Below are 15695 nucleotides of genomic sequence, written 5' to 3' on the forward strand. Positions count from 1 at the left end.
GGGCCCTCCACCGCCTCTTCCGGCAGCGTGCCTGCTGAACAAGTATCCGGCCGGCAACAAAATACCGCTGTTACATTTCGTTTTCCAAATCAGGACGACGGGTTTTGCCCTCCCGTGATCGTCTCGACCTGGCCCACGCTGTCCGGCGACAGCTCGCGCAGGATGTCGAGGAAGCTCAGGCCCATCAGCTTGGCCGCCCGGCGGATCAGCAGCGGCGCGGGATTGGTGGGCTCGGTGCGCTCCAGGAACTCGGCCACCAGCAGCAGCTGCGCCAGCGCGTCGTCCCGGGTCCGCAGTCCTGCCGGCCTGGCGGCCACCCCGGCGGGCTCGACAACCGGGCCGGCATCCGCCGAGGCCGCGCCGGCGCCGGGAGCAGCGCCCTCTTCCACCGGCGCTGCAGCGGCATCGGCCATCCCGATGGGCGCATGCGGCACCAGGTCGTTCAGCACCACCAGCAGCGACTGGAACTGCTCCAGGTCCGGAACCTGCGAACTCTCCAGCCGGTCACGGAATGTCGTCTGCAGGCTGCGCAACGCTTCGCTGGCCGTGCTCCAGGCGCGCAGGGACTCGTCGCCCTGCTGCCACGCCTGCGCCAGCGCCACCCGGAGTTGATCCAGCGATATGCGCACGCCGCCTTCGCCGGCCGTGCCGCGCGCCACCGCCTCCGCATCGCGCACGCTGATCGTGCCCCCGGGCAGCCGCACGAAATCCTGCTGGCGGAGATCGCGCAGCAGGCCGGTGATCTCGTTGAGCGACGACACGGCGTTCATGCGCATGAAGTAGTCGCCGTCCTCGGGCAGCGGATGCAGGTCGTCCCAGTACCGCGCGAACATCCAGGCCATCAGCTGCACGCCCTGGGACATGCCGCGCACGCCCTGGATGTTGGTCAGCGCACGGCACAGCAGGGCAGCGACGCGCGCATCCTTCGTGCGCACGAGCAGCGCGCGGGCGCGCCGCTCCACGTCCCGCCAGTCCGGCGGCTCGGCGGGAATCACCATTTCCCCGAATTGCTGCTCCGGCTTGCCTGTGGCCGCGGTCTCCAGGGCCAGGAACTCCGCGTCGTAGGTCAGATCCTGGCCGCAGGGCGGCGTGTCCGCCGCAGGTTCAAGAAGCGCTTCGATGTCGATCATGATGGAGTTGTCGGTCAGTGTGCCCCGCGCCATGGCGTGGGGCACTATGCATTCGGGCCTCCGCCGAAAAGACGCAGGAACAGGCTTTCGTTGGGGTCGCCCCAGTGCTCGCAGCTGCGGCCCCCGGCTCCGGGTGGATGGGACCACCAGAAGCTCGCGGCCTGCCCCGCGCGCAGGATGTCGCGCCCCCGGGAGAACATCGCCTCGCCACGGCCGACGGCCCCGCCCATGCCGAGGTCGGAGAGGATGCCCGCCATGTCGCCGCCCTGCCCCTTGCCGTCCGCCGCGGCAGCGGTGAACGGCCAGGGCAGGCGGGAAAGGCGGGTGTCGAGCGCATCCGCCGGCAGGGCCAGCCTGCGTGCCTCGATGACCGCATCACAGGCTTCCGAGAAGAACTGCCCGAGCACGCCATCGGCGGCCAGCGCCTGCCGGCCGTTCTCGCCCACCGCCATCACGGTGAGCGGATAGCAGCGCCCCACGCGGTCGATACTGGGCGCGAGCACGCCGCACGACGGCGCGGCACCCTTGCTGCCGCTGGCCACGAACGACCACAGCGGCGCCTGCGTGAACGTGCGTTCCCAGTCGCCATGCGCGGTGGACCGGAGGTGCCCCAGGCCATGGCTCAGCCACTCGTCCCAGGCACCGCTCATGGCCCGCGGCATGCGCCGGCCCACGAAGTCCCCCTGGCCGGGCAGCTTCCCGAACCAGGCCACGCGCGGCTGCGCGCGGGACCACGGCATCAGAGATTGCCAGGACACGCGAATTCCTCCATGGCCTTGAGACGGAACGGGTTGAGCACGCTGCCGGTGGTGACCTCGAAGCGCAGCTTGCGTCCGCCGATGTCGAAGGCGGCGACGAAGCGCTCGGGCGTGCTGCCCGGCAGGATCTGGGCCTTGTCGAAGAAACGGTGCACGGCCCAGGGCCCCTCGGTCACCAGGCCGGTGTTTTCGGCCCCGCCGCCGGTGAGCTGCAGGCGGACCTGTCCCGTGCCCCGGGTACCGGGCCAGGTCATCGACTTCGGGATCTGCGGGCCGTGCTGGTAGCGCAGCACCTCGCCGTCGATGTCCAGCACCATCTGCGAAATGGAGGCATCCATCTCCAGCGGCTTGATGTCCATGCGGATGGACGGGACCTTGCCGCCCGCCCGGAAATACACGTCGCGGATGGTCGCGGCGCGCTGGAACGACGCCAGCGCGGCCGACCCGCCGACCGGCGTTCCATCGACACCCTGGCGGAAGCGCCAGGGCGTGGCGGAGATGTCCACCATCGGCTGCAGGGTGTTGCGGAAGAACTCGTCCATCATGCCGCCCGGCGAGAACAGGCTGGCGAAGTCATCGCTCGTCACGTCGCTGGACGATCCCTTGGTGAAGGGATAGCGCCCGCCGATCGCGCGGCGGCAGAACGTGCCGATCGTGGCATTGAGATTGCTGCCCACGGTCGCGCGCACATCGCGGCCGACCAGCGCCGACGTGGACGATGCCAGGTCCTCGTACATGGTGTTGAGCGGTGGGGGCACGCGCTTGGCTTCCATGCGCACGCGCTCCAGGGCCGGCGACAGCGATGCGGGGACGGTGCCGCCGGCACTGATCTGCTGGCGCGCGGACGAGATGACTGCAGCCGCTTCGTTGAGCACCTGCAGGCTGGCGGTGATGGGCGCGGGGCCCGACCCATTGGAAGCGGCGAGGCGGCGGTATTCGCGGAAGCGGAAATCCACCAGATCGGCTTCCAGGTTGCTGCTGGTGGCCGCGAGCCCGCCGACGTTCACCCGCTTGCCGGTCAGGCGGCTGAGCTGCTCCTGCTCCTCCTTGATGCGGTTGATCTTCTCGCCCAGCCAACTGCTGGTGCTGCTGCCCCCCGCGCCGGGCTTCTGCCCCAGCGTGGTTTCCTTGGCCACGGCGCGGATGAATTGCTCGAGGCTGGAATTGGCGGACGAATACAGCCGCGCCTGCTCGCCGGCCTGGTCGAGCGACGCCATCTGCACGGGCCGCACATCGGCGAGGAAGTCCTCCCAGACCTTGGCGTATTCCATGAGGTAGAGGCGCTTGACCTCCAGCGCGAGCTGGCCGGTCATGACCTCGTTGGCCACGCTGCGCTGCCCCTGCGCCTTGCCCAGCACCCAGGTTTCCTCCTGCGCCAGCAGCGCGGTCACCTTGGGCAGCTCATGCGAGAAAACGCCGTAGTAGCCGTCATAGGTGAACAGGCCCGAGATACCCTGCGTGAGCGGCTTGCCGCTGCGCCGGGTGAAGACCTGTGGGGCCTCCGGGCCGGCCGCGCGCACCAGCGTGAAATCCGGCGGCAGCGCGGTGCCCGTGGTCAGCAGCTGCTTGAGCCGGCTGTAGGCCCGCTGCGCGGGCGACAGTTGCGCCAGCCGCTGGCGCACCTCGTCCACCAGCGGCTGGTCGATCGGGATCGGCGACACCAGGGCGCGGTCTTCCATGAGCCGGTCGAGGTGGTGCGCCAGCTGGTCCAGCATGCCCGACTGCACCAGCGCCGGAGGCAGCGTGGATTCCCACTCGTTGAGCATCCAGGCCTTGACCACGCGAGGGTTGAAGCGGTCCGGATCGTAGAGCATCAGGTAGACCTTGAGCGCCTCGTAGCTGGCTTCCGGGTTGGCCGTCGAAGCCTGCTGCAGCGAATTGCGCAGGTGCCGGGCCAGGCGGGGCAGCCAGGCATCCTCCAGCAGGCGCATGTAGGTCGCGTCGGCAGCGGTCTGCACCTTGGGCACCTGCAGCAACCCGTAGCGCCAGCTGAGCGGCGGGGAGTCGCCGGTGTAGCGCTGGCTGGTCGCCAGGGATTCGGCGTGGTTGAGCAGCGGCAGCAAAGCCACCATGTTCTCGGGATCCGCGTCGCGCGACTCCTCCACGGCCTGCTTGAGCGTGGGCACCTTCGCGGCCACCTCGTCCAGGTACTTCTGGTTGTTGCCGTGGCTGATCGTCCAGGCGATGGTGGCGCCCGCCAGCCCTGCAGCAAGGGCGAAGAAGCCGGCGGCCTGCAGCAGCCGCAGCTGGCGCTCCTTCTTGGCATTGCGCCCCGTCAGCCCGGCCTCGTTGAAGATCACACCCTTGAGCAGGGTCTCGATGAAGTAGCTCTTGCCCGCGCGCCCTTCCCCGGCCAGGTTGGCCGGAGGCGACACCGAAAAGCGCCGCGACAGGGCCGACAGCACCCGGTCGAACGGCATGCCTTCCTGGGTGCCGCTGGTGAAATAGACGCCGCGGAACAGCGGCTTCTCCTTGAACCGCGAAGAGGCGAAGATCGTCGAAAGCGTCTGCTGGACCACGTCCCGCAGCCCGACGAACTGCTGCGGCAGGCCGTAGATCTGGCCGCGCCGCGCCAGGTCGGGCTCGGCCAGCAGCCGCTGCGGCAGCAGCCGGTTGATCTGGTCGGCCAGGCCGTCGAATTCCTTGCGGAACTGCACTCCCGGATCTTCCTGCGCCTGCCCTTCCACGTAGGGATTGGTGAAGCCCCAGACCTGGGCCCGCTCCTCGCGGGTCATGTTCCCGAAGAACTCGTTGAAGCCCGCCAGCAGGTCGGTCTTGGTGACCAGCACGTACACCGGGAACTTGATGGACAGGCCCTCGCACAGCTCGGCCAGGCGCAGGCCGATCAGCCGTGCCAGGCGCTCGCGCTCCGCATCGCCGCCGCTCAGCAGCTCCTGCACGCTGAGCGTCACCAGCACGCCGTTGATGGGCTGGCGGCCGCGGAAGCGCCGCAGCAGGTTCAGGAAGCCCGACCAGGCGGCACTGTCCTGCGCCGCGTCGCTTTCCTGCGTGGTGTAGCGGCCGGCGGTGTCCAGCAGCACGGCCTGGTCGGTGAACCACCAGTCGCAGTTGCGCGTGCCGCCGACGCCGCGGATCGATGCCTTGCCGAACTGGGCGGCCAGCGGAAAATCGAGGCCCGAGTTGACCAGCGCCGTGGTCTTGCCCGAACCCGGCGAGCCGATGATGAGGTACCAGGGCAGCTGGTAGACATAGCGCCGCGACAGGCGGCCGAACCATCCCTGCTCCGTCTGTCCGAAACGGGTCTTGCCCAGGACATCGACCGCCTCCTTGAAGCGCTTCTCGAGTTCGGCCACCTCTTCCTTGCCGGGGCCGGCCTCGGGAGTGGAGGCATCAGACGCCCCGATGCGGGCCAGCTGGCCCAGCAGGCGCGCGTTCATCTCCTTGGCACGCCACCAACGGATGAACAGGCGCAGGAACCAGATGCCGAACAGCGCGGCGATGATCCAGCCACGCACCGCCTCGCTTTCGAGGGGCTGATAGGGCTTGATATAGACCAGCGGACCGACGAACCAGACCAGCAGGCTGAGCAGCACCAGGCCGCACAGCACCAGCGTGATCCGGTTGAAGAAGAAAGAAAAGATCTTGCGCAGCATGTTTTAGTTCTTCGGTGTGCCGGGAGCGGGCGTGCCGGCGGCAGCCGGGCCGGGGGTCAGCTGCAGCTCGGCATCGCGGGCCTGGGGCGGAACCAGCAGCACGATCTCCACCCGCCGGTTCAGCGCCCGGCCCTCCGGCGTGCTGTTGGGGGCGATCGGATCGCTCTCGGCACGGCCTTCGGCCTTCACCCGGGAGCCGTCGGCGATGGTCCTCTGCAGCATCGCCGCGACGGCCTGGGCGCGCTCCTGCGACAGGTGCCAGTTCGAAGGGAAGCGTGCCGTGCGGATCGGCTGGTTGTCGGAATATCCGTTCACCACCACCTTGCCGGACACTTCATTGAGCGCGGACGCGACACGCTGGATCACCGCGACATAGCGCGGCTTGACCTCGGTGGAGGCCGGCTCGAACAGGCCGTCCCCGCGCAGGGTCACGGTGCTGCGATCCGCCTGGTCATTCACCTCGACCAGGCCTTCGCGGATCTCGGGCTCCAGGAACTGGCGCAGGCGCGGCTTCGGCGGCGCCACGGCCACCACGGAAGGCATCTTCGGCAGGCGGATCGCATTGATCGCGGCGAACAGCTCGTCCGAACGCGATGCCAGCCGGTAGTTGAACCAGAGGAAGATCAGGAAGGCGATGAGCAGGGTCAGCGCGGCCGCCACCCAGAATGGCACCAGGCTCCAGGGCGGCACCGCCGCGCGCTGCACGCCGCGCCAGTGCAGGGACAGCGCGCCGCTGCGGTCCCCGCGGGTGCTCTCGATCACCTGCAGCAGCCGGGCCTTCAGGCTCTCCAGCTGGCTGCGCCCGTTGTCGATGACGTGATAGCGCCCCTCGAAACCGAGCGTCAGGCAGAAGTACATGAGCTCGATGAGGTCGATGTGCTGGTGGGGCGTCTGCACCAGCTTGGACAGCAGCTGGAAGAACTTCTCCCCGCCCCAGGTCTCGTTGTGCAGTGCCACGAGCAGGCTGTACTGCGGCCACACGCCCGAGCCGCCCCATGGGGTCTGGGCGGCCGCCTCGTCGATCGCGGTGCAGATGCAGTAGCGCGCGCCGATGATGGTTTCCATCGGCACGCCCGCCCCGCCCGCCCGGCTCTCGAAATGCCGGATGCATTCGAGCAGGTAATGCTGGAATGCCGCGGGATCGGGATTGGTCGCCATGCGGCGGATCTGCGGAATGAGGTTCAGCAGGGTGTTGGCCGCGGCCACGAGCGGATTGCCGCCGCTCACGACATCGGGCAGGCCCGATGGCTTGGCGCCGGACTCGGCACCGGTGCCGCCGGGCGGCGCGGACGCGGGCACGGCCCCGGTGGGCTGGCCCGGATGGCCGGAGGCGAAAACGTTGACGGAATTCTGCATGGACATGTCCGCTTTCAGCGCCGTATGGCCCACATTTCGAGCTGCAGTTCAGGAAAGCCCCCCGAGACATGCAGCGCCAGGCCCCCCGAGTTCTGCAGCTGGCGCCACAGGTCGTGCCCGGTGTCCAGCTCGAAATAGGAGTAGCCCGCGTGGTAGGGAATCTCGCGCGGCGCGACGGGCAGCGAACGCAGCGGCACGCCGGGCAGGTGCAGGTTCACGAGGTCGCGGATGCGTTCCACCGGGCCCATCTTGATCTGCGTGGGGAAGTGCGCCCGCAGGAACTCCACGGCGGTCTGTGCGTGCACGGCCAGAACGAAGTCGCAGCTGGTGAGCAGCTCGGTGCTGGGGATGAGCGCCACGTGCACGCCGTACTGGCGTTCCTGCAGCTCGATCTGGATCGCGTTCTGCTCCAGCACCGAGGACAACCCCCGGCGCAATTCGAGCATCAGCGGCAGGAAACAGCTGCGCAGATCGTCGTGGTCATAGGTCGGCATGGCCGCGGGCCGGCGCTGTTCGCGGGTGAACGTCGCCAGTTCGCCGGCCATCTTCAGCAGGTCGTCGAACAACCGCTCGGGATGGATGGCCCGCACGCGGACCCAGTGCTCCACCGCCGGCTCCCAGCGGTTCAGGAACTGCAGCATCAGGAAATCGCCGACCTCGCCCACGCCGCCGCGGCCGGGCTGGCTCAGCCGCTCTTCCAGCGCCGCACCCCGCTGCCGCAGCAGGCCGAAAAGCTCGCGGCAGAACGTGGCCAGGCCCGACATCTCGGAGTTGTTGACCACGGTGGGAATGAAGGACGGGTCCAGCAGCAGGGATCCATCCGCCCGGCGCTCCACCACCTGGGCCACGGGCAGGCTCACCCACCCATCGGTGACATCCTGCGCGGCACGCAGCGACAGCTGGATGTTCCCGATCTGCACCTCGGCCGCCTGCGCGCCCATGTCGTTGGCATCCTGGACCTCCGCCACCTCGGCCGCATAGCGCACCGACGCGCCGCCGGGGGCGCCCAGCGTCACCTCCGCGCCTGCCCGGCGCCGCATCGGCAGGGCCAGGTGGATGACCGTGTCCTTGACATCCTTGCCGATCGCCAGCGCGGCGGGGGCCTGGTCATGGTGCGGAAAGCTGAACGGCGTGCCGTCCGGCAGCACGCCCTCTGCGGACAGCAGGCCCAGCTTGCCCAGTCCCAGGAGCTCCGTGTCGAGCGCCAGCTTGGAAAACCCCCAGAAGAAGAACTGCGCCGGCAATGTGCGGGACTGCACGAGGAAATCGGTGTAGCGGTCCTGTTGCTGGAAATGCTGCGGGCGAAGGAACATCCCTTCGGCCCAGACGACCTTGCGCTGCCAAACCATGGTGGATTTCGGGCTTTCTTTGTGTTGTCGTTCGTCGATGCCTGGACTCAACGAGCGGGAGCGGGAGCAGGGGCGGTCTGGATCTTCACCGCGTCCTTGCCCACCGTGATGCTGTACTGCACGGGCTTGAGCCGCTCGGTCTCGCCCAGGCCCCACCAGCGGCGGCGCATTTCCACGGAGTTGGGAGCACCCGCGGTCGCGCGCCAGGTGCTGCGCTCCAGGTCGCGGTAGCCCGCGAACACCGCGAAGGTACGGACATCCGCACTGCCCTTGCGCTCGATCGTGCGCCGCTCGCCCGGCTGCAGCAGGATTTCCTCGCGCCGCACGAAATCGGCCCCCAGCTGGGCCTCGTCCTTGTCCTGCAGGTCCAGGTAGCTGGCCCGGTCGAAGGCCGCCGCCGCGCGCAGCTCGTAGATCCTCAGCAGGATGGGCTTGGGCGTGCCGTGGATATCGGGGTTGACGCCGGGGTCCGCGACGATCTCGAAGACGGCCGGCGGCACCGCCGTGGGCGCCTCCTGGGGGCGGTTCAGGTTGCTGATCATGCCGCAGCCGCCCAGCAGCCATGCCGCCACCGCAGCCGCGAGCCCCGCCCTGATGAATCCCTTCCGTGCCATCGCTTCCCGATGCATATCCGACTCCTTAGGTTCCGGTGAAAACGCCACATCCGCCCTGTCAGGCGCCATCCTCGCTGTCCGCGACCCAGACCGCGAGGGCGCTGAAATTGTCCTGGTAGGACTTGGCCTGGGCCCGCACGGCCGCCTCCATTTGCTCCAGCCACTCCTGGGGCGACTGGCTGTGGCGCAGGGCGCTCTCCATCTGCTCCTCGTGCAGGCCCTCCCAGAGCCCGTCCGAACACAGCAGGAACGCATCGCCGGCCGCCAGTTCGATCGGCCGAGGAAGCACCGTGGGCGGGATCTGCGACTCCGCGCCGATGGCGCCCGCCAGCACGCTGCGGTTCGGCAGGCGGCGCGGGTCCTGGTTGCGGTACACGCCCGCGTGCAGCAGCTGCTGCACCACGCTGTGGTCCTCCGTGATCTGCCGCACCTTCTGGTCCCTGAACCAGTACAGCCTGGAGTCCCCCCAGTGCGCCCAGAGCGCGCGCCCTGTCTTGCGGTCGATGCACAGCAGCACCACCGTGGCGCTCATGTGCTTGCGCGAGACCGAGAGCGGCTGGGCGCCGGCCACCGCATGCTCCGCCAGCGAAATGAGCGAGGCCAGGCCCGCGGGCGCGAACAGCGGGTTGTGCCCGAACCCCTCGAGCACCGCATTCACGGTGATCCGGGCCGCCAGCCCGCCGTGCCCGTGCCCGCCCGCACCGTCGGCCAGCACGCAGCACAGGCCGCGGTGGCCCATGTCCACCAGCCCCAGGAAATCCTCGTTCACATCCCGGCCGCCCTTTTCCGACAGCGAAGCCGCCATCACCCGGAACCGGAACTCTTCGCCTGCGATATGGAAGATCACGTCCTGGCCTTCGCTGCCGCCTCGGCGTTTTCGTAGGCCTCCAGGAAAGCCTGGCCGGAGAAAGCCGCCAGGTCGTCCTCGGCGCCACGCCGGATCTCGGCGAAATTGCGCTTGTACTCGTCCCACAGCGCCGCCTTGCGGCTCGTGGCCGACAGCTTGCCGAACACCCCTCCGGTCACGTCGGTGCGCTGCTCCAGGGCCGCCGGATCGAAGCGCTCCAGCGCCTCGGCATAGGCCGCACGCAGCCCGGCCATCAGGGCCACCTGGTGGACACGCAGGTCGTCGTAGGCCTCCTGCATGGCGGGAATGGGCTTCATGAATCCCGGGAAGTTCTGCCCGATCATCTGCATGACCACGCCCTCGGGCGTCGGCAGGAACTTCAGCGGATTGTTCGCGCCGGAGGAAATCACCGTCACGCCCGCACGGAACTCGCGCTTGATCTCGGAGCGGGCCGCCAGCAGGTCGATCGTGCCCTGCACGGCCACGCGGAATGCTTCCCCGAAGGACCGCATGAACTCGGGACTGAGCTTCTGCGGCTCGACCTTCTTCTGCAGCACGCCCGCGCCATCCAGAAAGGCGGCGATCAGGGACTGCAGCTCGGCCGGCGAAGCGGCCTCCAGCTCCGGCAGAACCGGAACCAGGGGCGACTTCGCGGCGCCCTCCTCTTCGCGTACAGGACCATGGGGTGCGGCGGGCGCAGGAGCAGCCGCTGCCATGGCGGGGGCGGGCGCCGGGGCGGGGGCGGGCGCCGGGACTGGAGCCGGCATGGCGCCCGCCGCGGCGGGCACGTGGGCCAGCGCCACTTTCTCAATGGGTACCGCTTTCGCATCGCCTGCAGCCAGCCCAGAATGCGTGGCCTGCGGCAGCGCGGCCCCGCTCTCCACGGGCGGCCAGCCGAGCGGATCGGCCGAAGTGGAGCCGGAGCCGAAGGCGCCCAGGTCAAGGCCTTCCACGCGTTGCAACCCATCCAGCGGAGGGGCCGATGGCGCGGCGGATGCCATGCCCGGGCCGGTGCCGGCTCCCTGGGCGGCCGGCGCGGGACTTCCAGGCACCTGTGCCGCGCCGGGAAGTCCCTGGCCCACCGGGGCCTGCACGCCCCGGGGAAGGCTGAACGACTGGGACAGGTCGGACCCCGAACCGAGCGCCATCGCCGAACGTTCGGGCACCAGTGCCGGCGCCGCGTCCGAGTCGCCCGTGAAGAGCCGCAGCGGGTCGAGCTCGTCGCGCGGGTCCAGCGCCTTGGGCAGGCCGGCATGGGCCGGGTTGTCCATGTCGTGCGCGAACTTCGCGCCGCTGGCCGGCAGCGACTGCAGGAGCTCGTCGTGCCGCATGTTGGCGATCTCGCTCAGGCTCTTCGCCTGCAAGCCGCTCCCCCAGGCGTCCTTCTTTTCCTCGCTCTTGCGGGGGTCCGCCGCGAAAAGATCGAAGTCCTCCGGAATGACGAGGGCCCGGGGTGCCGCGGCGGGCTTGTCCTGGGGCACCGCCGGTGGCCAGGCATTGCCCTGCCCGCCAGGGCCGGCAGGTACCGGGGCGGGAGACGCGGCGGAGCCTTGGGCCTCCTCCGGGACGGGAATGGGCGCGGACCCGGATGGCGGCACGGATGCGCCGCTGGGAACAGGGCTGAACGCAGGCGCCGATGCAGGAGCAGGAGCAGGCGCGGCCACCGGCACCGGCACCTGGGACGGGGCCGCGGCGGCGATGGCCGGTCCCTCCACGCGACCGAGCATCGCGAATGGGTTGTCGTCGTCCTCCGCGGAAGACGCAGCCATCGCCAGACCGTCGCCCATGCCGATCACAGGCACCGTCACAGGCTGCGACGGCGCCACGGGTAGGACTTCTCCCTGCGGCACGTTCGCCACCGGAGCAGCCGCGGACACAAGCTCACTGGCGGCGGCAACCGGAGACGATGGAATCGCTACCGGAGCGGGTGCAGATACAGGTTCGGGAGCGGGAGCCGGAACTACTGCTGCAGGAGCAGCCGCCACGGGAACGAAGGGCGAGCCCGGCACGACGGAATGCAGGACATAAGGTCCGATGCAGACCTCGTCCCCCACGGACAGGCGGACCTCTTCGCCCGAGCGCACTTCGGCACCCGCCACGAAGATCGAGCGGCGCTCGCAGAGATTGGCGATGAAGGCGGCCTCCGACTCGATGCGCACCATTGCATGCACGCGGGCGACACCGGCATCGCTGTCGGACAGCACGAGCTTGTTCTGCCCCCCGCGGCCAATCGTTCCTCCCGCCACGCCGAATACCGCCGTCCATAGGCGGTCCACCGCTTCGTCCGCATGGCGGATGACCCTGAGTTCGACTTTATCCATGTCCGGTACGGCCCGTCGGGGTCAGGGTGTCTTCTTGGCCGGGACGGCGCGCTTCGCACGCGCGGCGACTGCCGCACGAGCGGTGTTGAACTCCTTGCCCCATACCGGATGACCCTTCTCGACATCGCTCAGCTGGAAGTTGGGATCCTGCTGCAGTGCGGTTTCGAAATTCTGCCGGCACTGGCGCAGACGCCCCAGGGCGCAATGGCTGAACGCAATGAACTTGTAGGCCTTGACCTGGGAGGCGGAGGACAGTTCGGGAGCGGTGCTCAGGGGCGTGAGGGCGGCGATCGCCTCGTCGTAGCGGCCGTCGGCATAGATGTCGAGGGCCTGGGCCAGCGCCTCTTCCTTCAAGGCCGCGGGGTCCTTGGGTTTCGCGGCCTCCTTGGCATCCGTGCCCGCAGCGGTGCCCTCCGTCTGCGCAGGGTTGCCGCCCGCGCCCGTCTGGCCCGCAGGGGGCGTCTGGCAGCCGCTCAGCAAGATGCCCACCAGGCACATTCCACCAATGAGCTTCGTCTTAGATGCCATGCTTTCCTCGTCAAAATGGCAGATGCCCCGGCGCCTGCCGGCCGCCGGACACCCTTCTCGTATTTCCACGTCCCGCCGGCAGCACGACCTGCCAGCGGAACGACATCATTCGAATTTGTGCGTGAGCACCACGGATTCGCCCCGCCGCACCTGCACCATCCGGGTCACCGTTTGGGACGCAGGATTCGATATCTCGATGCGGTGAAAGCCCTCCGACAGGGTCAACTGGGTCAGCGGCGGCGTGGTGCCGGCGGGAATCCGGTCCACGGTGACATTGCCCCACGGCATGACGCGCAGGATCACCCTGCCGGTGTTTTCCGCCTCACGGCCGGACGTCCGCTGGGACCGCGCGGGGTCTTCCGCCGCAGGCACCGAAGCCGCAGGCGCCGGGCCCGCATGCACCGCCGACGCCGGAGGCAGAGCCGCCACGACGGGGGCGCTGGCCCGCGCCGCGGGCTCCGCCGGGGGCGGCACGGCGGACGCCGCCACGGTCGGTGCAGAAGCCGGCGCCTGCTCCGCAGCCGGAACAGCCGTCGCCTGCAGCGAACGCGCCGTCAGCTGAGTGAGCGCCTCCTCCGCCTGCATGCGGTGGGCGCCGTTCGGGAACGCGCTCAGATAGGCCTGCACGGATTCCACGGTATTGATGCGGGATGCCAACTCCCACTGGCTGGCCTCCTGCACCGCCATCCTCTCGCGCGCGGCCGCCTCGCTGGAGGCTTGCACCGTCCACCATACCCCGCCGACCAGCAGCAATGCGAGAAACGCCAGCAGCGGAACGAGCCACGCAGGCCGCTGACGCCTCGAAGGCACGGGGATGGATGCCGCCACGGCAGGCGCGGCAGCGGCACGGGGGGAAGCCCGCTCGGCCCGGTTGACGGCCTCCGGATGCGCCACCGGCACGGTAGCGGCGGCTGGCGGCTCCAGCGCTGCGGGACGGGTGTCCGGCAAAGGCATCGGCTGCGTGGTCTGCAGATAGGCCGGATCCTCGGCCAAGCGGTGCTCCGCGCCGGCGCTCTGGGCGCCTGCATGGGACAGGTGCGAGGGAATGATGGAGGCCACGGCCTCCACGGGGCGCAGCGTCGGGGCGGCAGCGGACGCCTCGGGCAACGGCTCCGAGGCACGGACCGCCACTTCCGCGCCAGCGGCCGCGGCGGACGCATGCGGCCAGGAAATGGTCACCGTCTTGAGGCCCAGCAACTGCCGCAATTCGGCAATGCTCTGCGGCCGCTCCTGCGGCTTGACGGCGAGCGCGTTCTGCACGCCGTGCAGGAAACGCGCGCTGAAACCCGGGCAGTTCTCCGGCGTGAGCCGGGCCAGCGGGTCGTTGATCATCCGGGCGACCGACGTCGCGGGCGGACGTCCGGTGATCGCCTGGTAGAGCACCGCGCCCAACTGGTAGATGTCCGTCCAGGCGCCCTGGGGCATCGCACCGTCGTCCACGTACTGCTCGATGGGAGCGAAGCCGGGCTTGAGCACCATGGTCAGCGCCTGGGTCATGTCGCCGATGATGCGGCGCGCCGCGCCGAAATCCAGCAGCACCGGCATGCCGGACTCCTGCAGGAAGATGTTGTCCGGGGCGATGTCGCGGTGATAGCAGTCCGCCGCGTGGAGCATCTCCAGCACGTCGAGGATGGGAACCAGCACCGCCGACAGCCATGCCTCGTCCACCGTATGCTGCTGCGTCAGGAAGGAGCGGAAGGTCTGCCCCTCGTAGTACTGCATGACCATGTAGGCCGTGCCGTTGGCTTCGAAGAACCGGTACACGTGCACCAGCGCCGGATGGGAGAACTTGGCGAGGAGCCTCGCCTCGTTGATGAAGCTGCGCAGGCCCGCATCGAACGCGCCGCGGTGCTGCGACCGCACATGCACCTCGTTGCCGTCCTTGCGGCCCGCCAGGGTGGCAGGCATGTACTCCTTGATCGCCACGATGCGGTCAAGGCTCAGGTCGCGCGCCTTGTAAACAATGCCGAACCCGCCCTCTCCCACGACATCGTTCAGCCGGTATTCACCGACCTGCACACCGGGACCTAGGCAGTTCGCCGAGCCACTGAATTCCTTGTCCATGAGTTCACGCTTCCAAGCACCGCTGCCGACGGCGCGAGCGTCGCCCGCCGCCGGGCACTGCCCTGCCGCGAAATCCCGTCTCCTGCACATCGAGCACCAAAGTCAAGGCATCACTCCCAGGCGGCTGTGTTTCTAATCTGTATGGAGATGGCGGAAAAGCGGTTCGCCGGCCGCCGTCCCGCTGGCTCCCGCCGGCCTACTGCGCAAGCGGCTCGACGGGGACCGGCAAGTGTAACGGGAACATGTGACACAGCCCTGTCATCCCGCACCCCGTCGAGAAAAAAGACAAATTGTTTCCTTTGTTTCTCTCGGCTGAACAATGTTGAAAATTGGAGTATTTCCAAATGCATTGCCCCTCCCTATGATCGGCGGCGCAACTAGGCATCCGGAGAAGCCTGCCTGAGTGCTTTCGCGCAGCCCCTGGGAGGGGGGACGTCTGAAGGCGATTATGGTCAGGGCATCTCCTGGCGAAAGGCCCCGTTCGTGAGGAGCAGGCCCCGCACAGCAAGAGCGGACCGGTTCCATTTCTATCTCTCAAAGCGCATCTGCGCAGTCCACCAAAAAGGAAGCATTCCATGTCCGTCGATATGTTCATGAAGGTTGAAGGTGCCAGCGGCGAATCTCAAGACGCCAACCACAAGAGCTGGACCGACATCCGTTCCTTCACCTGGGGCGCTACGCAGCCCAACTCGATGGCCACGGGCAGCGGCGCCGGCGCCGGCAAGGTCACCTTCCACGACCTGAACGTCGTGGCGAAGATCGACAAGGCTTACCCGGCCGTCCTCAAGCACTGCGCGACCGGCAAGCACCTGGGCCAGGTGGAGATCTCGATGTGCAAGGCGGGTGGCACGCAGATCGAGTTCGGCAAGATCACCCTCACCGACGTCCTCGTCACGAGCGTGACGGTGAGCGGCACCGACGGCAGCGACGCCGTGCTGGTGAATTACGCCTTCCAGGCAGCCAAAATCAAGACCCAATACTGGGAACAGACGAACCAGGGCGGCAAGGGCGCCGAAAGCCAGGCCGGCTACGACATCAAGGGCAACAAGGAAATGTAATTCCTTGCGCCCCAGCGCAAGCCGGATGCCTCATGAGGCTCCGGCTTTTTTTTATG

General features: G+C 68.6%; 11 protein-coding genes. 1 reads left to right on the plus strand and 10 read right to left on the minus strand.

From position 1 onward, the window contains the following. Positions 1-89: 89 nt before the first annotated feature. The 10 genes from tssA to T336_RS0124385 all read right to left on the minus strand — a co-directional run bounded on the left by tssA (position 90) and on the right by T336_RS0124385 (position 14581). Entirely contained in the window at positions 90-1130 is a 1041-nt protein-coding gene (tssA, locus tag T336_RS0124340) for a type VI secretion system protein TssA (RefSeq protein WP_026434467.1), read from the minus strand. A 44-nt stretch (positions 1131-1174) separates the two neighbouring features. Beyond that, positions 1175-1888 (minus strand): type VI secretion system-associated protein TagF, encoded by a 714-nt coding sequence (gene tagF / locus T336_RS0124345; protein WP_026434468.1) that lies wholly within the window; start codon positions 1886-1888, stop codon positions 1175-1177. Next, positions 1870-5502: a type VI secretion system membrane subunit TssM gene (gene tssM, locus T336_RS0124350; RefSeq protein ID WP_019701337.1), complete on the minus strand. Its 3633-nt coding sequence runs from the start codon at positions 5500-5502 to the stop codon at positions 1870-1872. Before tssM ends, tagF begins: the two co-directional genes overlap by 19 nt. Positions 5503-5505: 3 nt before the next feature. Beyond that, positions 5506-6858, minus strand: coding sequence for a DotU family type VI secretion system protein (locus tag T336_RS0124355; RefSeq protein WP_081483756.1), 1353 nt, complete (start codon positions 6856-6858; stop codon positions 5506-5508). Positions 6859-6872: 14 nt separating this feature from the next. Beyond that, complete coding sequence (gene tssK, locus T336_RS0124360; RefSeq protein WP_013593954.1) at positions 6873-8207, minus strand: type VI secretion system baseplate subunit TssK; 1335 nt, start codon at positions 8205-8207, stop codon at positions 6873-6875. 47 nt (positions 8208-8254) lie between these two features. Further along, entirely contained in the window at positions 8255-8821 is a 567-nt protein-coding gene (tssJ, locus tag T336_RS0124365; protein ID WP_225977264.1) for a type VI secretion system lipoprotein TssJ, read from the minus strand. Positions 8822-8879: 58 nt separating this feature from the next. Then, positions 8880-9668 carry a PP2C family protein-serine/threonine phosphatase gene (locus tag T336_RS0124370; RefSeq protein WP_013593952.1) on the minus strand — a complete coding sequence of 263 codons (789 nt, stop codon included), beginning with the start codon at positions 9666-9668 and terminating at the stop codon, positions 8880-8882. Next, on the minus strand, positions 9665-11989 hold the full coding sequence (gene tagH / locus T336_RS0124375; RefSeq protein WP_026434469.1) for a type VI secretion system-associated FHA domain protein TagH: 2325 nt from the start codon (positions 11987-11989) through the stop codon (positions 9665-9667). The genes T336_RS0124370 and tagH overlap by 4 nt, the downstream gene beginning before the upstream one ends. A gap of 21 nt (positions 11990-12010) precedes the next feature. Then, a complete protein-coding gene (locus T336_RS0124380) occupies positions 12011-12517 on the minus strand; it encodes a TssQ family T6SS-associated lipoprotein (RefSeq protein WP_019701331.1) in 507 nt (168 codons plus the stop codon). Between the two features lie 105 nt (positions 12518-12622). Then, positions 12623-14581 carry a serine/threonine protein kinase gene (locus T336_RS0124385; protein ID WP_026434470.1) on the minus strand — a complete coding sequence of 653 codons (1959 nt, stop codon included), beginning with the start codon at positions 14579-14581 and terminating at the stop codon, positions 12623-12625. A gap of 575 nt (positions 14582-15156) precedes the next feature. On the opposite strand from T336_RS0124385, the gene T336_RS0124390 reads away from it, so the two are divergent. Then, positions 15157-15639, plus strand: coding sequence for an Hcp family type VI secretion system effector (locus tag T336_RS0124390; protein ID WP_013593948.1), 483 nt, complete (start codon positions 15157-15159; stop codon positions 15637-15639). The last annotated feature ends 56 nt before the right edge of the window (positions 15640-15695 follow it).

Origin of the sequence: Paracidovorax oryzae ATCC 19882 (assembly GCF_000687165.1) — a bacterium.
Taxonomy (GTDB): Bacteria; Pseudomonadota; Gammaproteobacteria; order Burkholderiales; family Burkholderiaceae_C; genus Paracidovorax; species Paracidovorax oryzae.